The 20,352-nt window shown below is 59.1% G+C and carries 25 protein-coding genes; 12 read left to right on the forward strand and 13 right to left on the reverse strand.

What is annotated here, in order from left to right:
* Window positions 1-83 precede the first annotated feature (83 nt).
* Both AC1DVS_RS09495 and AC1DVS_RS09500 read left to right on the forward strand, forming a co-directional pair.
* A complete protein-coding gene (locus tag AC1DVS_RS09495; protein ID WP_478022367.1) occupies window positions 84-2,030 on the forward strand; it encodes a DUF3422 family protein in 1,947 nt (648 codons plus the stop codon).
* Window positions 2,031-2,426: 396 nt separating this feature from the next.
* Window positions 2,427-3,101 carry a hypothetical protein gene (locus AC1DVS_RS09500; RefSeq protein ID WP_478022369.1) on the forward strand — a complete coding sequence of 225 codons (675 nt, stop codon included), beginning with the start codon at window positions 2,427-2,429 and terminating at the stop codon, window positions 3,099-3,101.
* Window positions 3,102-3,110: 9 nt separating this feature from the next.
* On the opposite strand, the gene AC1DVS_RS09505 is transcribed toward AC1DVS_RS09500, so the two are convergent.
* Both AC1DVS_RS09505 and AC1DVS_RS09510 read right to left on the reverse strand, forming a co-directional pair.
* Window positions 3,111-3,893 carry an ImmA/IrrE family metallo-endopeptidase gene (locus AC1DVS_RS09505; RefSeq protein WP_478022371.1) on the reverse strand — a complete coding sequence of 261 codons (783 nt, stop codon included), beginning with the start codon at window positions 3,891-3,893 and terminating at the stop codon, window positions 3,111-3,113.
* A 74-nt stretch (window positions 3,894-3,967) separates the two neighbouring features.
* A complete protein-coding gene (locus AC1DVS_RS09510; protein WP_478022373.1) occupies window positions 3,968-4,285 on the reverse strand; it encodes a helix-turn-helix domain-containing protein in 318 nt (105 codons plus the stop codon).
* Window positions 4,286-4,408: 123 nt separating this feature from the next.
* Between AC1DVS_RS09510 and AC1DVS_RS09515 the strand changes: the two genes are divergently transcribed.
* From AC1DVS_RS09515 to AC1DVS_RS09535, 5 genes are all read left to right on the forward strand, one after another.
* Window positions 4,409-4,627 carry a hypothetical protein gene (locus AC1DVS_RS09515; RefSeq protein WP_478022374.1) on the forward strand — a complete coding sequence of 73 codons (219 nt, stop codon included), beginning with the start codon at window positions 4,409-4,411 and terminating at the stop codon, window positions 4,625-4,627.
* 50 nt (window positions 4,628-4,677) lie between these two features.
* Complete coding sequence (locus AC1DVS_RS09520; RefSeq protein ID WP_478022376.1) at window positions 4,678-4,869, forward strand: DUF1508 domain-containing protein; 192 nt, start codon at window positions 4,678-4,680, stop codon at window positions 4,867-4,869.
* Window positions 4,870-5,020: 151 nt separating this feature from the next.
* A complete protein-coding gene (locus AC1DVS_RS09525) occupies window positions 5,021-5,443 on the forward strand; it encodes a hypothetical protein (RefSeq protein WP_478022377.1) in 423 nt (140 codons plus the stop codon).
* A 427-nt stretch (window positions 5,444-5,870) separates the two neighbouring features.
* On the forward strand, window positions 5,871-6,866 hold the full coding sequence (mobQ, locus tag AC1DVS_RS09530) for a MobQ family relaxase (RefSeq protein WP_478022379.1): 996 nt from the start codon (window positions 5,871-5,873) through the stop codon (window positions 6,864-6,866).
* Window positions 6,856-7,335 carry a hypothetical protein gene (locus AC1DVS_RS09535; protein WP_478022381.1) on the forward strand — a complete coding sequence of 160 codons (480 nt, stop codon included), beginning with the start codon at window positions 6,856-6,858 and terminating at the stop codon, window positions 7,333-7,335. Before mobQ ends, AC1DVS_RS09535 begins: the two co-directional genes overlap by 11 nt.
* A 64-nt stretch (window positions 7,336-7,399) precedes the next feature.
* On the opposite strand, the gene AC1DVS_RS09540 is transcribed toward AC1DVS_RS09535, so the two are convergent.
* The 3 genes from AC1DVS_RS09540 to AC1DVS_RS09550 form a co-directional block, all read right to left on the reverse strand.
* On the reverse strand, window positions 7,400-7,837 hold the full coding sequence (locus AC1DVS_RS09540; protein ID WP_478022383.1) for a hypothetical protein: 438 nt from the start codon (window positions 7,835-7,837) through the stop codon (window positions 7,400-7,402).
* A 97-nt stretch (window positions 7,838-7,934) separates the two neighbouring features.
* On the reverse strand, window positions 7,935-8,474 hold the full coding sequence (locus tag AC1DVS_RS09545; RefSeq protein WP_478022385.1) for a hypothetical protein: 540 nt from the start codon (window positions 8,472-8,474) through the stop codon (window positions 7,935-7,937).
* On the reverse strand, window positions 8,471-10,066 hold the full coding sequence (locus tag AC1DVS_RS09550; protein WP_478022386.1) for a type IV secretory system conjugative DNA transfer family protein: 1,596 nt from the start codon (window positions 10,064-10,066) through the stop codon (window positions 8,471-8,473). Before AC1DVS_RS09550 ends, AC1DVS_RS09545 begins: the two co-directional genes overlap by 4 nt.
* A gap of 112 nt (window positions 10,067-10,178) precedes the next feature.
* On the opposite strand from AC1DVS_RS09550, the gene AC1DVS_RS09555 reads away from it, so the two are divergent.
* The 3 genes from AC1DVS_RS09555 to AC1DVS_RS09565 are packed head-to-tail and all read left to right on the forward strand — an operon-like array spanning window position 10,179 to window position 12,111.
* Window positions 10,179-10,439: a hypothetical protein gene (locus AC1DVS_RS09555; RefSeq protein WP_478022388.1), complete on the forward strand. Its 261-nt coding sequence runs from the start codon at window positions 10,179-10,181 to the stop codon at window positions 10,437-10,439.
* The gene (locus AC1DVS_RS09560) at window positions 10,436-11,644 is read left to right on the forward strand and encodes a hypothetical protein (RefSeq protein WP_478022390.1); all 1,209 of its coding nucleotides are present in this window, start codon (window positions 10,436-10,438) and stop codon (window positions 11,642-11,644) included. Before AC1DVS_RS09555 ends, AC1DVS_RS09560 begins: the two co-directional genes overlap by 4 nt.
* Complete coding sequence (locus AC1DVS_RS09565) at window positions 11,644-12,111, forward strand: hypothetical protein (protein ID WP_478022392.1); 468 nt, start codon at window positions 11,644-11,646, stop codon at window positions 12,109-12,111. The genes AC1DVS_RS09560 and AC1DVS_RS09565 overlap by 1 nt, the downstream gene beginning before the upstream one ends.
* Here the strand turns inward: AC1DVS_RS09565 and AC1DVS_RS09570 are convergent.
* From AC1DVS_RS09570 to AC1DVS_RS09600, 7 genes are all read right to left on the reverse strand, one after another.
* Complete coding sequence (locus tag AC1DVS_RS09570; protein WP_478022394.1) at window positions 12,098-12,967, reverse strand: hypothetical protein; 870 nt, start codon at window positions 12,965-12,967, stop codon at window positions 12,098-12,100. The two genes, AC1DVS_RS09565 and AC1DVS_RS09570, sit on opposite strands and share 14 nt — an antisense overlap.
* 408 nt (window positions 12,968-13,375) lie before the next feature.
* A complete protein-coding gene (locus tag AC1DVS_RS09575; protein ID WP_478022396.1) occupies window positions 13,376-13,942 on the reverse strand; it encodes a tyrosine-type recombinase/integrase in 567 nt (188 codons plus the stop codon).
* Between the two features lie 128 nt (window positions 13,943-14,070).
* The gene (locus tag AC1DVS_RS09580; protein ID WP_478022398.1) at window positions 14,071-14,961 is read right to left on the reverse strand and encodes an aldo/keto reductase; all 891 of its coding nucleotides are present in this window, start codon (window positions 14,959-14,961) and stop codon (window positions 14,071-14,073) included.
* 19 nt (window positions 14,962-14,980) lie between these two features.
* A complete protein-coding gene (locus AC1DVS_RS09585) occupies window positions 14,981-15,220 on the reverse strand; it encodes a tautomerase family protein (RefSeq protein ID WP_478022400.1) in 240 nt (79 codons plus the stop codon).
* 4 nt (window positions 15,221-15,224) lie between these two features.
* Entirely contained in the window at window positions 15,225-15,716 is a 492-nt protein-coding gene (locus AC1DVS_RS09590) for a (R)-mandelonitrile lyase (protein ID WP_478022402.1), read from the reverse strand.
* A 2-nt stretch (window positions 15,717-15,718) separates the two neighbouring features.
* Window positions 15,719-16,747, reverse strand: coding sequence for an alpha/beta hydrolase (locus AC1DVS_RS09595; RefSeq protein WP_478022404.1), 1,029 nt, complete (start codon window positions 16,745-16,747; stop codon window positions 15,719-15,721).
* 89 nt (window positions 16,748-16,836) lie between these two features.
* On the reverse strand, window positions 16,837-18,084 hold the full coding sequence (locus AC1DVS_RS09600) for an MFS transporter (protein ID WP_478022406.1): 1,248 nt from the start codon (window positions 18,082-18,084) through the stop codon (window positions 16,837-16,839).
* A 75-nt stretch (window positions 18,085-18,159) separates the two neighbouring features.
* Between AC1DVS_RS09600 and AC1DVS_RS09605 the strand changes: the two genes are divergently transcribed.
* Both AC1DVS_RS09605 and AC1DVS_RS09610 read left to right on the forward strand, forming a co-directional pair.
* Window positions 18,160-19,053, forward strand: coding sequence for a LysR family transcriptional regulator (locus AC1DVS_RS09605; RefSeq protein ID WP_478023014.1), 894 nt, complete (start codon window positions 18,160-18,162; stop codon window positions 19,051-19,053).
* Between the two features lie 183 nt (window positions 19,054-19,236).
* Window positions 19,237-19,533 carry a hypothetical protein gene (locus AC1DVS_RS09610; RefSeq protein ID WP_478022408.1) on the forward strand — a complete coding sequence of 99 codons (297 nt, stop codon included), beginning with the start codon at window positions 19,237-19,239 and terminating at the stop codon, window positions 19,531-19,533.
* Here AC1DVS_RS09610 and AC1DVS_RS09615 read toward each other — a convergent pair whose 3' ends face one another.
* Entirely contained in the window at window positions 19,534-20,316 is a 783-nt protein-coding gene (locus AC1DVS_RS09615) for a hypothetical protein (protein WP_478022410.1), read from the reverse strand.
* Window positions 20,317-20,352 lie beyond the last annotated feature (36 nt).

Below are 20,352 nucleotides of genomic sequence, written 5' to 3' on the forward strand. Positions count from 1 at the left end.
ATATAGATTTGGGCGGCCAGCAATTAGGGCCTTGTATTTACACTGCTCAGTGATGCACCACCACGCGAAATGGGGGTGGTGCTATGGATCTGCCGGGTAGGGAAGTTTCTCCGACAATTACCTATCCGCAGCGGAGGCCTAGCCCGCGCGTTCGCCATCCTCTGCTTATTCGCCATTTGGCCTACTGGAACCCAATAGAGCGCGCGTCGGCAACTGAAACGCCAGACTCCGGCTTCATCATTCAGGCCACACGAGAGCGCCTGGCGCTTGCGGAAGAGACGATAGCCTGCCTGGGGCGAAAGCTAAAGAACGCCTCAGACAAGCAAGACGGCCTGCCGCGAGGCGTGCGCAATTTTTCGTCGCCGCAAGGGATCAACGGCCCCTGGAGTCTCGACCAGCGCCTCGTCATCTTTGAATTCGACTGGTGGGTATTTCATGCGACAATCCGTATTGAACTCGATGTCGAAAGCTTAAACATTACAAATTTATTGGATCTTGCCCCAGATACCGGGCGGGATTTCAAGTCGTCGGAAGCGAATGGCCAAAACTTGCTAGATCAGCTCAAAATATTTCAAAATCTTGTCGATGCGTGTGATGCGGATGATATTACGATCGAACGCCACGATCTCTCGGAAACAGCAGAAACCTGCTTCCATCTGGTGTGGTCGAATTTTTTTGACAATATCCTGTTCACGCCCGAGGCGCCATTAAGTCACGTTGGCCAACGTTTCGTCGATTTTCGCGGTGTTGTTCTGGGTGATGCGATTGATGAAACAAAAGATCCAGCGTTCTACCCTTTCCAGGAGCCGTTTTGGTATCGCTCCAGTCCGGACAGGCCCCGTGATGCACCCGACATTAGTAACCCTGACGCGCATTGGCGAGGGAGGGCGCGAATTCTTTGGCCTCTAATGACCGCACCGATCAAAGACGCGGACCTAATCGATCACGAATTTACCGCAACGATTTTCGATGGCTCAGCCCTCTATATAACTGCCCTAGGCGCTCAGCCAACGGGTTTGACTGATGCAGATTCGATCCCCCTCTATTATGGAATTTACACCACTGGTATGGGCGGCTGGGCTATTGGGCGCCTTGTTGCCAAGATTAACGAGATTGGCACTCTGCGAATTTCATCGCTGCAAGATATCGATAAGCTTCACGAGGCCTTTTCGCTCTTGCGTGAGGCGGAGATTATAGTGCAGCTTGCGTTCGATCGGGAAGCTCAACAGCATGTGACTACTCCGCGCAAGACTGTCAAATCACTAAGCAAGGATTTGGAAAATATCCGTCGCCGAATAAGGGAAGCTGATAGAACAGTTCCGGGTGGCGTTGCCTACAGAATCGATCAATCGAGAAATTATATTAGAACGTTCAACAAGATCGTGGAAGATTTGGGCGTAGAATCGGTTGGTGGATATCAGCCTTACCCAAGATTCGTCGATTCAAAGCATCGGAGTGCGTTCAGCTATATAGAAATGCTTTGCACGCGTCACGAGCGTTTGAATAAGGATGTGAGGACACTCTACCAGCGCTATCAAACGGAACAAATTAGAAGTTTTACAAAGTCTATTGAAGGATTTCAGGAAGTCGCCGATTTCGTGTTAATGGCATTTCTAGCGCCATACTATTTAGGCATGATTTTGACGTATGTTTGGTGGGGCTACCTGTGGCCGGCGCATGAACATGGCGCTCCTGCGACGATGTGGTCTGGGATATTTCTTTTCTTCTTGTGGTTGGGAATCGGGCGCATGAAAAAGGGCGAGATTCCAATCGAGGCGGAAGAGCCCTTACGGGGCTGGGCGTGGCGACCGCGCATGCGCAAGCAATGGACTCTGGCGATTGCGAATATGAGCAGACTCGCAATGCTCGTTACGCTACCGGTTTTAGCGGCGATCGCCTTTAAAGGTTTCTACGACGGAGCGGCGCGGTACCGAAACGCGGTCGCGAAAGACGCGATAGCCAAGGCCGAAAAGCGTGCTGCAGCGGCCAAAGCCCAAACTCCACCCGCTTCGAAAGCTGCCCCGCGTTAGCAGAGAGAGCCTCGAGTAGGCGGATCTAAATTTAAATGTTATTGCGAGCGCGAACTCAGATATGCCATCTGCGTTATAGCTGCGCCGGCCAGGGCAACGATCGCTCCGATAACCGTGCCGAGAACTATGAGTCCGTTTAGAAAGCTGGACATAAGACGTCTCCATTGTGCCCGCTAAACGCGCCAGCGACGCCTGTACTCTCGCGTCCGTCACTAACTAGTTGTCGCTGGTACTTTTATCGACTGGCGACCGATCACATCATGCGCCGTTCAATCGCTTCGGCTCGCGTGCGGTTAAAGCTATATGATGCTACTAGATGCTACTTGATGTTACATGAGATTTGTGGCATGTGCTGAAATTTACGGCGAGCCTCACGCGAGGGCTGGCAACGGGTTGGTGGACGTAGTGCGCGAATGGGCTGACGTGTTTGTGCCGGCGCTCGATGAGCGGCTCACGCTGGAGGGGAAGGCTCTTTTCTTTATTCCCTCAGCGCTTGAGCATTGCTCGCAGGCGCATCTGAATCGTGCCTATCTCGGATCGCTCTCTAATACCGCAGAAATAGGACCGGTTCGGGCGGGGCGAGCTGCTATCAGCAAGGTGCTGCGGTTTGAACCTGTGACATACGCGAGCGCGCGAGGGTTCCTTAATGTCGCAAATTATGGCCTCAAAAGCCGCGATGCCCCGCTAATGAATGTGTCAGATATTGTGGCTTGCGTCTTCAGACTCAAGGAACCGGACACAATTGCTGCTGCGCTGAACCTCTCTCCGCAGATGATCGCAGCGGGAACATTGCTGCCGCAGGAATTGATTGTCGCTGCTCTCGGAAGGTTTCGGCTGCAATTTGTTGATGCGTTTGCGATTTGGCGGTTTCTATTAAATTTCCAGCTCAGCGGGCCAGCGTCAGGCGGCGGGTTGGAATTTCTTACGGATAACCCTGCAGATTTTATAAAGACCGATGGACGGTATCCTCTTGCCATTAAAGAGGTCGGTGACAGAGAATTTGTCTACGGCTTAAGAAATCTCGAACCTGCCGCTGCAAAGGGGCACTATTGGGCAATCGAAGACAGCTAGGGCGGGGGGCTAAATACGGGTAAATCGGTCGAAGGTATCTTCAACCTCCTCGTCCTCCCACCCCGATGGCATGGCGCCCGTGTCCTCGAACACCAGCAGCGAAATCGTCATTTCATACCGGTCGGCAAAAATCGCCATCTCTCGAACGGATCTATCGGGCGACCACACTCCGGGCGCTAACGTGACTCCGGCAGGATCGGTATTGAGATGGCCTTCGGCGGCGACTGAGCCGATCGGGAGCTCCATTCCCTGAGGGAAGAAGATTCCCGTTCTTTTCGCCGAAGCGCTGCGTCGGCACCATAAGACGTAGCCATTCGTCGCGACGACCACGGTAGCACAGACCGATGTACTCTCTAGCCACTTCAATGCGGCCGCAGTGAGCGACACATCGTACCGATCAGCCCAATGACGAAGCATCTCCAGGCTCATTGGATTGCGGCCGATTTGGGCGCGGAAGTCATCCAGCGGCATCAGGAGGTACGAGGCGAACTGTTCCGCCTGCTGTTCGATCAGCCGGCGATGCGCAGCTCTTGCCTCGCCGAGCACGTCCGTCTGGCCGCATTCGAAGCCGGCGGGGTTTTGCAGCCGGTGAACCAGATAGTGCCCCAGTTCATGGGCGAAAGTGAAATTGATGCGTCCTGGCGACGCAATGGTCGGGTTATAGAGAATGGCCCACCCGCCTTTATTCGTCAGCGGCATGAGGGCGCCCTCGAACGTGTCGATGTCCGCTCCCGCCACTTTGTGAATGGGGTCGGCGTAGCGCTTCGAATATTCGAGCGCGATCTGCTCCACCTTTACTGGGAATCGCGGACCCCACATCCGGCTCAGGAAAATGCCCCAAGCGCACGGTGTCGTGGGGTCGCGCATCAATCGTCCAACACGTCCAAAATACGCTTAAGCTTCTCCTTCACGCCGGGATCTGCGACCTGGTATTTCCGGTAGAACGCAACATCCTCGACATCCTGCGTCGCCTCTGTCTGCTTTGCGTCTGCCAGGTACTCGGGCGTCACGCCGAGCGCCGCCGCAATGCGATTGAGCTTTTCACCCGATGGCCGGGCGACGTCCTTATTCTCGATTTCCCACATATAACTTTTCGAGCTGTCCGTTGCCTGCGCTAGCTGTTCAAGCGTCAGACCCCGCGCCATTCGAAGCTCCCGAACCTTTTGACCGAGCGCCGATGCCATTGAATCTCCTTTGGTTCTGTCACGTTCGGTGATAACCTGATTCAACCTACTTGACAACCGAACTCGTGATAACCATATCTTCTGTATGGCAAGGGCGAACTTTGCCCAAAAGGAGTTAGTACGATGACGAAGGGTAAAAGTGGGAACGGCCCCTACCGCAGCGCGGTGAGCGGTCAGTATGTGACGCCCGGCCAGGGTAAATCTCAGCCGCGTACGACGGTACATGAAAGTCCGGGGCCGAGCAGCAGTTCGGGGCCGCACTATCGCAGCGCGATCAGTGGCCGCTACGTCACCACCGCACACGGCAAGCGCAGCCCGAACACCACCGTTCGTGAGGACTAGCAGCTAGGGGCACGCCGTATGCGACGTGCCCTCCATTTTTGGGAGGATTTATGGCCGACGTCACTTACCCCTGCTATTGGGAACGCAAGGACAATAGCGGGTACTGGTATTGGATTTACTACGCTAGCAATGGCAAAGCGATTTCGCGCAGCAGCGAAAGTTACGTTAAGCGCTCCGACTGTGAGCATTCGATCGAGCTCATGAAGGGATCGAGCAGCGCGAAGGTGTTTTACACCGATTAGGAGACTGCCTCGCTGCGGGAGAGGCGCTTTGTCGATGGACGTAGCTCAAAGGCATACATCGCGAGGAAAATGGTCGGACGCAGGCGTTCCGCACAAGGGCTGGACTTGCGGTGGGGTCGAGGACTTGGGGACACCGCTTGAGGTCTGCCAAATGTGCGAAAGCGTCGATATTCGCTTCGTCCATTATATGGAGCATCCCGACTTCGCCGAAATTCTCGCGGTTGGCTGCATCTGCGCGGAGCATATGGAAGAAGACTACGTCGTTCCGAAACAGCGAGAGCGGCGACTGAAAGCAATCGCACGACGGCGTTTGAGTTGGGGGCGGCGCAAATGGCGTTCTTCCGGCGTTGGAGATTTTTATCTCAACTCAGAGGGCTATAATCTCACCATCCATCCCGACGATGAAGGGAATGCCTGGAAAGTAGCGATTTTGCATCGCGGGACCGGGCAGCGACAGGAAGGCAAGCGGCTGCACCCATCGATTGACGCCGCGCAATCTGCGGCTCTCGATGCATTGCTGTGGGCGAAAGAGCGTGTCGGCTCGCAAAATATTGACGGCGAAATATCTCGCTAAAGTGGTCGCGGATTGCCCTGCGCGCGCGACACCCCGTTGCCTGGGCCGTACTCGGATCGTCGGATAGCGCGACTGACATTGAGTCCGGAATGGCCGTAGTATGTAGCGTCGACTTGTATCAGCGTCGGGTGTCGGGGGTGACGCTTTACCCCTGACCGGAGCGCGGGGCCGTCCCCGCTCCGGCGAGCGGCGTCATGCTGCGAGCCGGACAAATGCGGGTCACAGGGGTGGCATTGGAACCCCTCGCCACGCCCCTTGTGCTGTTGCCGCTTTGCAACTTAAGCGAGCATAATCCCATAACAGAACAACCTACTTACTAACACTTCTTCGGTGCACATTGCTTGCAATGTATAAGTGCACCCATGCGGCTTAGCTCTACCTACTGTTGCTGTTCTTCTTATGTGTTTCGCGTGCTTCGGGGCGTGGCATGGCGATCTATCACCTGCGCCTGAAAGTACATTCTCGCTCCCTCGGTCGCGCCGCACTTCCGGGTGGCGCGACCCGCCGCTCGGCGATTGCGGCGGCTTCCTATCGCTCGGGCGCGCGCCTCTATGACATGGCACAGGGCAAGTGGTTCGACTATGAGAAGCCGGACGTTATCCACGCCGAAATCCTTGCTCCCCAAGAGGGCACTATCCCGGCCTGGGTGTTCGACCGCCAGACCTTATGGAACACGGTCGAACGGGCGGAGAAGCGTGTCGATGCGCAGTTCGCCCGCGAGGTCGAGATTACCCTGCCGCGCGAGCTGGATCGGGCCGAGGCTGTCGAGTTGGTCCGGTCGTTCGTGCGGGAGCATTTTACCGGCCAGGGCATGATTGCCGATATTGGCATCCACGAGCCCCACGCGGCGGACGGCGAGTTGCAACCGCACGCCCATGTGCTGCTGAGCTTGCGCCGGTTGGACCCGTCCACCGAGACGGGGTTCTCGCGGACCAAGGAGCGGGATTGGAACGAAACCGAGGAAGTTGCTCGAGAGGTGGCGGAAGCGCGCAAGCGGTTCAACAATACGGGCCTGCCTGCCGACAAGGAGGCGCTCGAGGCGGCCGAGGCCAGGCGCAACGTCAATGTCTGGCGCGCGGCCTGGGCGGAGCATGCCAACCGGGCGCTGGAGCGCGCCGGGTCGGGCTCGCGGATCGACCACCGCACGCTGGAGGCCCAAGGGATTGCGCGGCCCGCGCAACCCAACCTTGGCATCGCTCGGCATATCGAGCGGGCATACGGCTATATCCGCGAGCGGGTGACGCAGTGGGTGTCGGTCAAAAAGCGCACCGCGCTTTATGACGAACTCGGCCAGTACAAGCAGCGCGATCCGGCGGCGGTGGCCGGGTTTATGATGCGACTCTCGGACATGGCCGAGAGCTTCGCGGCGCAGTTCCGCCGCGACCCACCACCCGACATCCCGGAGGTTCCCCTTGAGCACTGACGATTTCAACGAGGTATTTGGTGGAGGGCCAGCGGCGCGGCCCTCGTTCGTGCAACGCACCGGCCGGGCCGAGGTGCTGCCGTCCGAGCCGCAAGGCGAGGTCGCCGGCAGCGGCCCTTACCGCCCTTACGGGTTCATGCCCGCAGGGACCAACGAGTGCTGCGATGTGCAGCGCTGGGTGGACGGAACGCAGATCGCCGAAGGGATCGAGTTCCAATATCGGTTCCTGATGCAGATCGGCTATGTCGGCGAGGAGCAGATCAAGCTGTTCCTGCCGGACTGCATCGTGGTGATCGAAGGCCAGCGCTTGCGCGAATTGCGCAAGAAGCTGGCGCGGCGGCAGGTGACATTCATCCAGCAATATGCGCCGCAGGTCTGGCCATCACCGCCGCGCGGTGAGCCGGTTATTACCAGCATCGCGGTGGTGCGGCCGGAGCCGGCTCCCAATTTTCGTGCGCGGGGTGGGTGAGCATCATGCAAACGAAAACGTCCGAGACGGGCGAATCTCGAGCGCTAAGCTCTCGCGTGCTAAATTAAGTCCAGCCGAGTGTCGCAGCAAAATTACCGCTGCTGCCGATACGCGTGATGATGAAATCGTCTGACAGACCAGGACTGCCCGGCTGAACATCAAGAACAATCCGCAGTAAAAAATTGGTTCGTCCGTCCAGCGCTTTATCCAATTGCGCAGGAGTGATAGCCAGATCGAACCGCTCCACTGGCCCAACGGTGTCGTTAGGGTCCTTCAATCGTCCAATTTCTGTATCGTTGATAAAAACCTGATGGCCTTGCCATGCCCCCCAAGTTTCCACATCCGTTGTACAAATTAGAACCGAAATGGATGTTGCTGCTGGATCGACCCACGTTTTTCTAAAGGGGAGTGCCAGCGTTTGACCGATGTAGGTCGCATCCTGAAACAGGCCAGGATTATTGCCTAGCTGATATCGTCCCGCTACCCACAATATATCGGTCATATATCCGGTCTCTACAGTTGTGCACTGCTTGTACTTTACGCTCACCTTAGCGTCCGGTGCAACCGCTCGCCAACGATTGAATGATAAAATCTCTGTTCTAGCGGGGTAGCAACAGCTCCCGGCAATATTCCGGCAGTGCGACATAGGCTTGCGCGACTGTCGGTGCTTGTTGAGGTCTGCGCAGGCAGACCGTAACCGGCACCTGCTTTGCGGCGCGGGCGCGCGGGCGTCGGGTGCGCCGCCATTTGGCGACGCGCACAATCGCGTAAACCAGCGAGCCGAGCCAGAACAGGATCGCCATTGGGCGATCGTCGGGGCGCGACATCACGGCGGCAGCCATGAACGCGCAAAACGACCAGATGAGGATTGCCGCGACGGTGCGCAGAAACGTCGCTTGATAGCGTTGCTGCGGCGTGGTGCCGTTCATCGCTTCCCACTCGCGCTTCCAGCCGAGATAGGCGTCGCGGGTCTGCGAGGCTTTGCCGCAGAGCGCGCCGATGACGATGAAGACGATGAGGCCGGTCGCATCCTGCAGACCGTTCCAGGTGCGATAGCCGGTGACGAAAATGCATGCCCATACAGGCAGCGCCGTCCAGGGATGGCCGAGCACCATCGCGCCAATGGGCGGACGCCTCATTGTGCGAAACTCACATGCAGGTAGTTGCTGCCCGACGCGCGGAACTGCTTACCTGCTTGAAACCATAACCCGGTGACACAGCCCTTATTGACGCGTCCGCCCGTGAGTAGCGAACGCGCGAACGTCGCGGGCTCGATCTCGTAATCCATCGTCTCGCTATAGCCGTTGCTGTAGCTGGTGCCGTGGTTGAGGCCGGTATTGCGGCCCCAGCTTTCCCCGGCATTGCGGCTGCTGCCGGAGTTGAACGAATAATTCCGCTGGCCATTGCTGTAGGAAACGCTGCTGCCGGTGTTGCTGCCCCAGCCAACATTCTCGCCGTCATTCATGCCCATCGAGCGGCCGGACGAGCCGCCGTCGCTCGCATTGAAGCGGCGTTGCAGCGAGCGGCCGATCGTGTCAGCTGCCCACCGATTCGTCTCCGGATCGGCGTTGCTGTGGAAGATTTTTGTTTGAAACCCCGCGAGCAGCATGTCGGCTTTGTGCTTGGCGTCCATGCCGCCCATGCGGGCGTAGTAGGTCGGCAGCGATTGCGTTAAATAGACCGTGCAGGCACGGCTCGAACGGCAGGCTGCTTGATAGTCGGCGTCGAACGAGTTGCAAAAATACTGACTCTCATCCGCCCATAAAAATACAGGGCGCTCGCGCTGATCAGGCGGCAGCGCATTGCGCGCCAGCACCGCGCGCTGCCACATGAATTTCATCAATTGCTGGCCGATCACGCCGTCTTCGTTCCACGTCAGCGCAGACATATCCATGATGATAAGCGCGCCGTGGAAGGTCAGTTCCGGCACGAGCGTCGTCGCACCGCAGAACGCAGTCTGCAACCGCCCGCGCTGGAAGCGGTCGAGCGCGGTCGACAAGCTGATCGCGATGTTGCCGCGCGTCTTGCCGTCGAGCTGGGCGTACTCATCGCGCCAGTAGTTGGCGCAGAGCTCAAAATCGCCCGGCGGCAGCGGGCGCACGGGGTTGCGTCGCGCCGCGGCGAGTGCGTGGAACATGAAGGATTGCTGCTGCCAAGCAGCATCATGCAACTGACCCTGACCGGTCGGCGCGGAGCTCACGAAGCGGATGATGTCGGGCACGCGCACGTCGCCGGTCGCGGCATAGAGGATCGGGATGGTGTTGCGCAGCAACTGGCGGGTCGTGTCTTCCCAGAAATTGTTACCCGCGCCGCTGGAATCGGCCTTGGCGAGGCGCGCGGCCTCCAAGATCCGCATCAGGCACTCAATGACGCTGCCCAGACCTTGCGCACCCTGGCGGGCAAGCTCGTAGCTGATGAAGTTGAACCCGCCGCCGCGTTCGCCGAACAGCATGACCGAATTGCTTCGGCCATGTTGTTGCGCGTAGCGCAACCATAGCTCGACCTCGTCGGGCTTGGCGGCGAGGATCAGCCCGCCGAACCCGGCGCGCAGATAAGCGCCAGCCAATGCCGCGCCGGAGCCGCTGGTCTTACCGCTGCCAACGCCGCCGAAGACATGAACGCCTTGGCATGCGTCGGCCAACGAGAAGTAGTCCTCATTCGACAGACGCAGTAAATTTGCATCCAGATCGGATATAAATCGAGTCACTGCTGAATCACTCGCGTCGTTCAACTATGTATCTATCGTCCTGTTCTTTTGCGGGACTCGCAAGCCGTCAATAATGCGTTGATCGTGCAGTAATGAGACGGTTACGTTCCTCCATCTTCTGTGAAGGAGGATTCGAGTGGCGAACGGATTTTGGGATACATTGCTCAGCGGCGTCGGCGACGCGATCGCCGATGCGCGAAGCAAGCTGATCGACGAGGGCTGGTTCGGGCGCAGCGAGGCGCCCGGCGCGATGGGACGCACTATCGCGGAGACGCCCGAGCAAAGCCTGTACGGCGCGACGCGTTCGTTCGAGGAGCTTTGGGCACCGCGTGTGCCGGGCGAGGCGACTGCAGCAGATCGCGGCCCTGAATGCGAAGCGCCGGGCATCGACCGATGAACGCGACCAGCACCGCGATGCTCGCTGAGCATGAACTGGGCTACGGCGCGTTCGAGGCCGCGCGCTTTGCAGGGCTCGCCGCATTCTATTGCGTGGTGGTGTGGTTCACCTTCTCCGGCGCGAGCTGCGCGATAGCGCTGCTATGCTGCGTCGTGCAGGCACATCGCGCGGCACGACTCGCGCCGGGGCCGAACACCGAGGGCGCGGTCGTCCTGCACATCGCGTTGATGCTCATGATGGGCATCGCGATTGCAATCCCGCATTTCGTCGCGCCGATCCTGGGCGAACTGGCGGGGCTGATCGCGGCCTATGTGCTGCTGCTCCATTTGCGCGGCGACAGGCTGCTCATGGCGCTGCTGCCCGCGTCCGCCAAACCCGGCAAAGGGCTGTTGCCAGTCACCGCTGTGCCGGTGCCGGTCGCCACGTTGGTGCGGCGTCGCGCGGAACTGGTTAGCGCAATCGAGACGCTGAGCCAATTGGCGTTCTTCGATGCGGCGAACGACGCGGTCGAGCGCGCATGGTCGCGCCGCGATATCACGGCGCTGGAGGCGCTGCTGAAGCGGGGCGACGCGCTCAACCGCCAAAGCTGGCGCATGGCGGGCGAGACCTACAATGCCTGCGCCGCGCTGATCGACGCCGCGCGCACGCGGCTGGCGCAGGGCATGAAAGAAGCCGAGCCGATCATGCGCCAGCGCGGCATCGACCCCGGCAAGCTGAAAGCCGAGATCAGCGCGCGCCTCGCCGGCGACGCGAAAATTATCGCGATCGAGACGCCGCGCAAGCTGAAACCGCAATATGGGCGCGGCCTCGGCCAGGCTTGGGGCAAAGCCGCCACTGGCGGCGCGTCGTGGCAGGCGGCGCTGGCGGTAACGGTTGCCGCAGGCGTCTTCGCGCTCATCCATCACAGCAAGCGGCTGCGGCAATTGAAGGAGGCCGAAGGCGAGGTCGCGGCGATGGCGGCGGAGATGCGCGGCGATGCGGGCCGGCTCCGCGCCCTCATCGGAACCCGGCTGCTGCCGCAATATGATTGGGCACTGAGTGTGCTGGATCAATTGGCGGCATTGAGTGCCAGCCTCGGCGCACCCGTTGCCGACAACATCCCGCCCGCGCTCGCCGCCGACAATGCGGTTCGCGAAAAGGATCTGCGGCTTCGCTTCGCCGCCGCGGAAGGCAAGATGCTCGTTGAACGCAGGGCAGGAAATTGATGGACCAGGAACCCGGCAGCAACCTCCCGGCACTGCTCGCAGCGGCGCGCCAGCGCGGTAGCGAAGCCACCGGCCAGTTCACCCTACCGCCCGGCCTCGATCACTTCACCGCCTATGTCGGGCTAATCGGCAGCGCGCTCGAACTCGGCAAGCTCGCCGCCAGCGAAAAGCGCGACCTCGCAGTGATCGGCAACCACTACGAACTGGAACGAGCCAGGATCGATGCCGCCTCACGCGAGATCGAAGCCGCCATGATAACCGACTTCGCCCGCAACGAATCGCTCAAGGAGCGCACCTTTGAGAGCATCAACCTGCTCATCGCCGCCGGGCAGTTCGAGATCGCGGGGGAGTTTCACAAGAGGATGATGGACGGCTTCAGCCGCTCATCGCTGGAAGCGATCATTGATTTACGGAACGACGGGATCGCATCAATAGACACGCGCCTGCGGAGCGTTAGGGGTTATTAGATGGAGTTATATATTTTATATAGGGGTGACGATCAGATATAAATTTGTTAATTCTGTCCTTTGTGTCTAAATTTTCTCCAGTGATAACTGAGATTATTTTGGTGACCAATGATCTTTTTTTCTTATTATTGTGATTCCAAATATCAACGAACTGATGCTGTACACTATAATAATCATAGTGATCAGCAATTTTATCGTTGGCCATTCGCGAGAATTCTGGAAGCTTGAACCTACTAAATCTATTTTCACTAAGTCTATAAATAAGCGAACTCTCTTCCCTTTCCAAAATTCGCAGATAGTGAAAAATCAATGCATAGCATTCATTCCTCTGATCTGCCGCATTTTTTCCATTCTTTATCTGGGAAATACGCGTTAGAAAAAATACCACTTCAACCAATCTTTCGTTGACCGTTTTGTGGGTCTCTAATTCATCGAGATAATCCCTTAAATCTATAACGCTCTCAGATTTTGAAAGTAAATCTACAGTCGACATTAGCCAGCTCGAAATTGTTTCAGGGTCCACATACCCAGCCAGCCAATAGTCCAATTGATCGCTTTTTAGTCCCCAATACCTACGAACGTACACTTTCACATCATGATCGAATTTTTCTCTCTCGGTCGTCCCTCTGGTGGGGCGTTCTTTATAATTCGTTTCTATAATTCTACGGACCTCGTACAGCGCATCGTACCTCAAGTTACAGTGCATGATGACGTCCATGCGCTTGTTTCGTACGTTCACAGCTGAATTGGTGCGCAACGAAACCCAGGCGAAGGATGCCGCTATGGAAGCGGCTAAAAGCGTAACGAGAGGTCCCAAAAGGTAGGCCCAATGGGGCACACTCTGTGCTGCCTCCACGCCCATCGCTCACCCCTCCCCACGAAGTTGGGCAAGCTATATGTGCGTTGCAAACGAATCAATCCGAATAGCTCGAGCTACTTTCTACCCGGCGTTGGCTTAGGATGCGGCGTATCGTGAGCAATTTTCATGCAATCGTTAAACCGTTGCGCCGCGATCTGTCCAAGCATACTCCCATATCTCTCAAGTACAGGTGGAGGAAAATAGCCCCCGTCAGTGAATTTTAGCTCTTGCGAAGCCTCGTTCAGAAATGCCCCGGCTTCGCGTACGCATTTTTCTCATCGGCCGATAATGGCATAGTTTTCTCCTCATAAGATTTGTTTTCGCAATTGTAAGGATAAACTATTGCAATTCGTTTTTGTGTTACATTTTCATGACAATTTCTAACTTCCTGAAACTGGCTGTTAATCACCACATGCGCTCTGCTAACTGCCGCTCCTCAACGCCGACCGCATCAAGATAGATCGCGGTCGTGTGAGGCGAGGCATGGCCCATCCAACGCTGGATCACATTGGGCAATATTTCGCATTGCGCAGCGTGCATGCCGAACCCGTGGCGGAGGCCGCGGGGGCATGACATCGGTCCCGAAATTTGAATAGGAGTCATCACCTCACGCACTAAGCGCCACGCTGTCACGCGGTGCATTCGCCATAGGCGCCCATCGGGATGGCACTGAAGCGCCAGCAACAACGCGCACAGTGGCTCGGGGATCGGGACCTCTCGATAGACCAGCCGACGACGCTTGAGCGTGCGGAAGAGGAGCCTGTGCCGCTCGGCGTCGATCTGGTGGTGGGTGAGGCTCAGTGCTTCCGACACGCGACAGCCGGTATAGGCCAGGACCAGGCAAAGCGCCTTCCGGTCACGCGGCAGGCGTTCCGCCGCGTCGATAAAGCGGAGCCGTTCGGCTTCGCTTAAATACTTTCGGCGGCCGATATCGTCGTAGATCTGCCAATGCGCGAGCGGCGCGAAGGGCATGCGGAACTCCTATGCAACATTATGGGCAATAGGGTTGCACGAATAAATTCTCGATACGGGGCGAGCACAAGCGCGGCGCTAGTCACAAAACCCGACCTGACCGGAGAATCATTAGTCGGGTTTATGCCTCAGTTTTCTCCGGCCGCTGGTTCGATCTGACGCTTTTTGCCGAACACGGGAAACATCCTCGCCGCGCCATAGTCAGCGCCGTCTTGTGCGCTCCGCAACACGTCCATATCCGCGTCGGAGATAACGAAGTCGACAGCGGCGTTGTCGCGCATGTGAGCTGCGTTGACAGTCTTAGGCAGCGGCAGCAGACCCAGCTGAAGACAATAACGAATGCAGAGCTGCGGAACGCTCACGGCATATTGATCGGCCATCTCCCGCAAGCCCGCTTCCCCGAGCACCGCGCCATGGGCAACCGGCGAATAAGCCTCGACGAGAATGTCCTTCGATCGACAGTAATCAATCAGATCGAACGGCGTATTCCCTACATGCGCCAGCACTTGGTTCACCATCGGTGCAACGCCGCAGGTCCGGAGCAGGTTTTCGATGTCGGCCCTCTCGAAGTTGGACACACCGATGGCGCGAAGCTTGCCGGCATGGTGCGCGTCCTCGAGCGCGCGCCATGCCTCGGCATTGCCCTCGAAATAGCGGTCGGCCTCCCGGAACTCCGCCCAGGGCTGCGGGCTGTGGATGAGCATGAGGTCGATGTGATCGAGCCCCAGCGCCTGCAGCGATCCGTCGACGAGCTGGCTGGCGTCGGCATAGCTCTTGCTCTCTGCAGCAAGCTTGCTCGTGACGAAGACCTGGTCACGCGGAACGACGCTGCTGCGCACGCCTTCGCCGACGCCGCGTTCGTTGGCATAGGCCTGCGCAGTGTCGATGTGGCGATAGCCGATGTCGATCGCATCGCGCACCGCGCGGGCAGCGTCGTTGTCCTGAATCATCCAGGTACCGAAGCCGAGCTTCGGGATGTGCACCCCATTTGTTAGGGTGAAAACCTCGTCTAAAATCATGATGCGAACCTTTCCGTTTTTATCTCTTCGGCCCTGGGCCATAGCCGGGTTGCTTGGTGAGCGTGGCCCACCGGTCCTGAATGTCGGGGCCGTAGACCTTGGTGGACCAATCGGACGACGACACTTCCTCGAAACCGACCGAGACGGACTCGTCGCCGTAGCCGAGGGTATTTGCGACATCGCGCACTATGGCGTCCGAAAGCGCCTGCTTCTGCGCCTGCGTCTTCCCAGGCCAAAGCTTCACGATCACGTGCGGCATGGGATCAGTCCTTTCCAAGCGGAGCGAGATATTGCTCCTCGGTGACCTTTTCCATCCAGGTCACCGGCGAGCCGTTCACCGACTCCTGAATGGCGACATGGGTCATTGCCTGATGCTGGGTCGCGCCGTGCCAATGCTTGTGCTCGGCCGGACACCACAGGATGTCGCCCGCGTGGAACTCGACCTTCGGCCCCCCTTCGATCTGCGTCCAGCCGATGCCCTCAGTGACGATCAGCGTCTGGCCGGCCGGATGCGTATGCCATGCGGTTCGCGCACCGGGCTCGAAGTGGACGATCGCGCCGCTAACGCGTGACGGATCGGGGCGCTGGAACTGGCCGGTGATGGTGACTTTGCCGGTAAAGTACTCGGCTGGGCCGTCCACGGTCTTCATATCTGTCTTGCGGTTGATCTCCATTGTTCTTCCTTCCTGGGCTGAGACCGCAGTCGCGGTCACTAGCGCCGCGAGTGCGAGTGGTAATGTGGCGAGAAGTTTCATCGCTAGCCTCCCGCCAGATGCTGGCGGAAGAAGGTGGTGAACTTGTCGAAGGGTATTACGTCCACGCGGTCGTACAGGTCCGTGTGGTTGGCACCGGAAACGATGACGAGTTCCTTCGGCTCGGCAGCTGCCGCAAACGCCGTCTCGCTGAAATAGCGGGAGTGGGCGTTCTCGCCGTGGACGAACAGGATCGGCCGGGGCGAAATTTCCTTGATGTAGGTGAGGATCGGCATGTTCATGAACGACAGCGGGTTGGTGATCGTCCACGAACCATTCGAGTTCACGGACCTCGCGTGGAAGCCGCGGGGCGTCTTGTAATAGTCGTGATAGTCGATGAGGAACTGCGCCTCGCCGCCCTTGAGCTCGTTCATGGGCGGACCGTAGGCAGGCGTGCCCTTGGCCGCGTCATCCCAGCGCTGTCGGCTGAGTTGCTCGAGGGTCTGCGTTCGCTGCTCGGGCGTTACGCTGTCGTTGTAGCCCTTCGACATGAGCCGGGTCATGTCGTACATCGTACTAACCGCGACTGCTTTCACCCGCTTGTCAGCGGCGACGGCATTCAGCGCCATGCCGCCCCAGCCGCAAATACCGAGAACGCCGATGCGCTCGCGGTCCACTGCCTTATGCAGGCCTAGATAATCGACGGCAGCGCTGAAATCCTCGGTGTTGATGTCGGGCGAGGCCACGTTGCGTGGCGTGCCGCCGCTTTCGCCTGTGTATGAGGGGTCGAAGGCCAGCGTGACGAAGCCGCGCTCGGCCATCGTCTGTGCGTAGAGACCCGAGGATTGTTCCTTCACCGCACCGAACGGCCCGCCAATCGCGATCGCCGGCAGCGGGCGATCGCCGCGGCTCTTAGGTAAGTAGAGGTCGGCGACGAGCGTGATGCCGTAGCGGTTAGTGAAGGTCACCTTCTGATGGTCGACCTTGTCGCTCTTCGGGAAGGTTTTGTCCCACTCTTGGGTCAGGTTCATGGTTGTTCCTTTCAGTGAGCTGATTTGCGCGGCAACGGGCTTGGTGCCGACGACTGCGATCATTGCGGCGGCGAGCATGCCGCGGCGAATGAGGTTGCGTCGGCTCAGCGCGTTTCGGGTGGTGGAAGGGCGTTGCAAGAGTCTCTCCAATTTCAGAATGTCGCGGTGGTGGCGGTGAGGTGCGCAGCGGCTTCCACCGCACGGCGCGATCTGCGCGACGCCAGACCCGCGCTCAGCGCGGACGAAACCAGCAGCGCGGCGCTCGCGACGAACGTGGCCTGATAGCCCCAGCCGTCGAACAGCATTCCACCGAAGGCGGCGCCGAGTGTGATCGCAAGTTGGATCACCGCTACCATCAGGCCGCCGCCTGCCTCGGCTTGATCAGGAAGCGCTCGGCTAACCCAAGTCCACCAGGCCACGGGGGCGGCGGTACCAATCAGGCCCCAACCGACGAGCAGTACCGCGACACTGGCAGGGGAAGAGCCAAGCACAATCAGCGCTCCGGCAATCAAGGCCATCGCGAGCGGCATCGCAATTAACAGCCCGTATAACGTCCGCTTCAGCGCGAGCCCGATCGCGTACGTTCCGGCAAGGCCACCGAGGCCAAGGCCGAGCAGCATCAGCGAAAGCGTAGTCACATCCACGGCAGTGACCGTCTCAAGGAACGGCCGAAGATAGGTAAAAAGTGCGAACTGCCCCATGAAGAACAGGGCGACGGCGAGCATGCCGAGTGGAACCTGCGGGTGGCGAAGAACCTTGAACGCAGCCACGCCGCTCGCACGTTCGCGGCTAGGCATGCTGGGCAGGCTGAAATACTCCCAGGTGAGCGTCACAGCGGCAAGTGGGACGACGCAGAAGAACGCGCCCCGCCAGCCGATATATTGGCCGAGGAAACTGCCAAGCGGCGCAGCAATCGTTGTTGCCAAGGCATTGCCGCCATTGAGGAGTGCCAGCGCGCGCGGCACGGCGTCTTCAGGAACCAGCCGCATCACAGTCGCGGTCGACATTGACCAAAATCCACCGATCACCACGCCGAGCAACGCGCGGCCGATCATGAAAATTGGATAGGTTGGCGCGAAAGCTACGATAGCTCCGGACGCAATCATCAGACCGGTGAGCAACAGTAGGAGCGTGCGGCGATCGAGCCCCCGCGTCGCGGAGGCGATGAACAAGCTCGTTAGCACGGCGAAGACGCCAGACACGGCGATCGCCTGTCCTGCCTGGCCTTCGCTAACCTGCAGGTTGGAGGCGATCGGAGTGAGCAAGCTGACCGGCATGAATTCCGACGCGATCAGCGTCGAAACACAGAGCGTAAGCGCAAAAACCGCTGGCCATCCGCCCACGCGGGCGGTGGCGACGGCGAGTTCAGCTCTTTCGATGGGACTTTGGGCGTTTTCCATGTTCGAGATTTAGTGCTTGGGCATCGTGCTGATTAGACGCTATGATTCGCATGCACCTGTGATCAAAATTCAATGATGAACCGCGAAAACATGGCCGACTTGGTCGCGTTCCTTGCAGTCGCGAGGGAACGCAGCTTCACGCGAGCAGCCGCAAAGCTCGGCGTCTCGCCGTCTGCCCTGAGCCACACGATCCGAAAGTTGGAGGAGCGGCTTGGCGTGCGTCTTCTCACCCGCACCAGCCGCAGCGTATCAACCACGGAGCCAGGGGAACGCCTATTAGAGCGGGTCGGCCCACACTTCGACCAAGTGTCAGTAGAAATCGAAGGGCTCACCGAGCTGCGCGACAAGCCCGCAGGGACCCTGCGCATCACCACGGGCGATCAGCCCGCAGAGTCCATCTTGCTACCCGCATTGGCCAAACTTCTGCCTGTCTACCCGGACCTGACGATAGAGCTGACGGTCGACAACGGTTTCGTGGACATCGTTGCCGAGCGGTTCGATGCTGGCGTTCGCCTCGGTGAGACCTTGGCGCAAGATATGGTAGCCGTGCGCATTGGTCCGGACATGCAGATGGCGGTCGCCGGGTCGCCAGCGTATTTTGCGGAGCACGGAGCGCCGCGCACGCCCGACGAACTTGCCGGCCATAACTGCATCAATCTTCGCCATCAGGCGAAGGGCGGAGTATCCGTCTGGGACCTTGAGAGGGATGGTCGTGCCGTGAACGTGCGAGTTGACGGGCAGTTCGTCGTCAACGACATCGCGCTGGTCCGTCAGGCCGCCGCGGCTGGCCTTGGTCTGTGCTACCTGCCGAAGGACTACTTACAGGTAGAGCTTGATGCTGGGAAACTCGTGCAAGTGTTGGCAGATTGGTGCCCGCCGTTCTCCGGTTATCATCTCTACTATCCAAGTCGGCGGCAGCAATCACCGGCGCTAGCGGCCTTCATCGCGGTGGTACGCTATCGACGTTGAGATGGCCCAAGCCCACACACCACTCCGGTCAACAAGTCACTGTATTTAAACGAATCTCAATGCAACAAAATTGCCCATAATGTTGCAGAGTGGCATTTTTCCTCCTGATCGTAGGGAGGAAATTCGATGCTCGGGGGCCTTCGTCAGACGCTGTTCTCAGTTGGGATTGCGGCCACCCTTTCAATGGGCGTGCAGTCCGGGTCGGCGGCCGCACAGTCAGCCGCAATGGACCCCAAGGAGCGCGCATATACGCTGACGCTGGTTTGCGTCGTCGTGGCCGCGAACGACAAAGACGAAGCGGGCCACGCGCGAGCGCTCGATGCTGCACGCAAGATGGCCAAGGCGCAGAGCTACAGCGATAAGCGCCTTACCGATGATCTCTTCAACATGACCACTGTTCTCGGCGTAGAGGCACGCGAGAAGCCTGATTCGATGAGCGAAAACCGCGCCTTCTGCCGCCGCCTCAAGCTGCTCGAGTGATCACACCTTACCAGTCGTCGCGTTTTGACTGCGCGCCGGTTGTCGGGCGACGGCCGATCCGGGGCCAGTGTTACTGGCCACGTCGGTGGTCGAGGTCACACCTGCTGCGTTAAGAGCTGCCAGCACATCGTCGAGACTGCCACCCGATGCAGCCGGTGCCGGTGACGTAGCGCCATTGGGGGTTGCCGTCGAAGTCCCCGCCGCTGGTGCAGGCTCTTGTAGGCCCGATTTCGCCTGCCGCACCTGCGCCTGCAATTGGGCAAATTCTGCGCTGTCGCCAGCGCCGTGGGCTTTGGCGTCGTCCAATTGGGCCTGCTCGATTGCGAGGGCGCTGTGATCGCCTTTCGCGGTGTGCTTCTCCAATTCGGCTTCGTAGGCCTTCCGGCGCTCTTCCTCGCGCTTGCGGTAGGCGGCTTCGTCCTCGGCGGAGGCGAATTGCAGGTGATCGTCGAGTACGTGGCGATCGAATAGATCGTGACCGACCGTCTCGATGGTTTTGCGGGCAGCACGGGCGCGCGTGGCAGCGTCCGGCGCGCCAGCGCCTGAGGCACTCGCGGTTGCCTGCTGCGCCAGGGCGCTGGCCGCACCGACGGCGGCGGCGACTTCGGCCCGAATGTCGGCGAGTGCAGTGCTAGAGGCGGTGCCGATCTGCCGGCGTAGGCCTATCAGTGAGGTGAGTTGGGTGCGGCTGGCGGCGACCAGGCTGCTGTTGCTGCCGTCGCGCCCTAGCTCGGCAATCGCGGCCTCCAGCGCCAATTCAGCGCTGGCGATTTGGCCAACCAATTCGGTGCGCAGGCTAGCCTGCGGGTCAAGCGGCGG

Source organism: Sphingomonas sp. P3_C5 (genome assembly GCF_056402635.1).

Excerpts from the sequence above, each read along its gene's own strand:
- AC1DVS_RS09605 (WP_478023014.1), top strand. The coding sequence starts at position 18,160 with ATGAACCGCGAAAACATGGCCGACTTGGTCGCGTTCCTTGCAGTCGCG.
- AC1DVS_RS09515 (WP_478022374.1), top strand. The coding sequence starts at position 4,409 with ATGACGAAGGGTAAAAGTGGGAACGGCCCCTACCGCAGCGCGGTGAGC.
- AC1DVS_RS09545 (WP_478022385.1), bottom strand. The coding sequence starts at position 8,474 with ATGAGGCGTCCGCCCATTGGCGCGATGGTGCTCGGCCATCCCTGGACG.
- AC1DVS_RS09525 (WP_478022377.1), top strand. The coding sequence starts at position 5,021 with ATGTGCGAAAGCGTCGATATTCGCTTCGTCCATTATATGGAGCATCCC.
- mobQ (WP_478022379.1), top strand. The coding sequence starts at position 5,871 with ATGGCGATCTATCACCTGCGCCTGAAAGTACATTCTCGCTCCCTCGGT.
- AC1DVS_RS09600 (WP_478022406.1), bottom strand. The coding sequence starts at position 18,084 with ATGGAAAACGCCCAAAGTCCCATCGAAAGAGCTGAACTCGCCGTCGCC.
- AC1DVS_RS09560 (WP_478022390.1), top strand. The coding sequence starts at position 10,436 with ATGAACGCGACCAGCACCGCGATGCTCGCTGAGCATGAACTGGGCTAC.
- AC1DVS_RS09540 (WP_478022383.1), bottom strand. The coding sequence starts at position 7,837 with ATGACCGATATATTGTGGGTAGCGGGACGATATCAGCTAGGCAATAAT.
- AC1DVS_RS09595 (WP_478022404.1), bottom strand. The coding sequence starts at position 16,747 with ATGATCGCAGTCGTCGGCACCAAGCCCGTTGCCGCGCAAATCAGCTCA.
- AC1DVS_RS09585 (WP_478022400.1), bottom strand. The coding sequence starts at position 15,220 with ATGCCGCACGTGATCGTGAAGCTTTGGCCTGGGAAGACGCAGGCGCAG.
- AC1DVS_RS09565 (WP_478022392.1), top strand. The coding sequence starts at position 11,644 with ATGGACCAGGAACCCGGCAGCAACCTCCCGGCACTGCTCGCAGCGGCG.
- AC1DVS_RS09520 (WP_478022376.1), top strand. The coding sequence starts at position 4,678 with ATGGCCGACGTCACTTACCCCTGCTATTGGGAACGCAAGGACAATAGC.
- AC1DVS_RS09510 (WP_478022373.1), bottom strand. The coding sequence starts at position 4,285 with ATGGCATCGGCGCTCGGTCAAAAGGTTCGGGAGCTTCGAATGGCGCGG.
- AC1DVS_RS09580 (WP_478022398.1), bottom strand. The coding sequence starts at position 14,961 with ATGATTTTAGACGAGGTTTTCACCCTAACAAATGGGGTGCACATCCCG.
- AC1DVS_RS09610 (WP_478022408.1), top strand. The coding sequence starts at position 19,237 with ATGGGCGTGCAGTCCGGGTCGGCGGCCGCACAGTCAGCCGCAATGGAC.
- AC1DVS_RS09590 (WP_478022402.1), bottom strand. The coding sequence starts at position 15,716 with ATGAAACTTCTCGCCACATTACCACTCGCACTCGCGGCGCTAGTGACC.
- AC1DVS_RS09495 (WP_478022367.1), top strand. The coding sequence starts at position 84 with ATGGATCTGCCGGGTAGGGAAGTTTCTCCGACAATTACCTATCCGCAG.
- AC1DVS_RS09575 (WP_478022396.1), bottom strand. The coding sequence starts at position 13,942 with ATGCCCTTCGCGCCGCTCGCGCATTGGCAGATCTACGACGATATCGGC.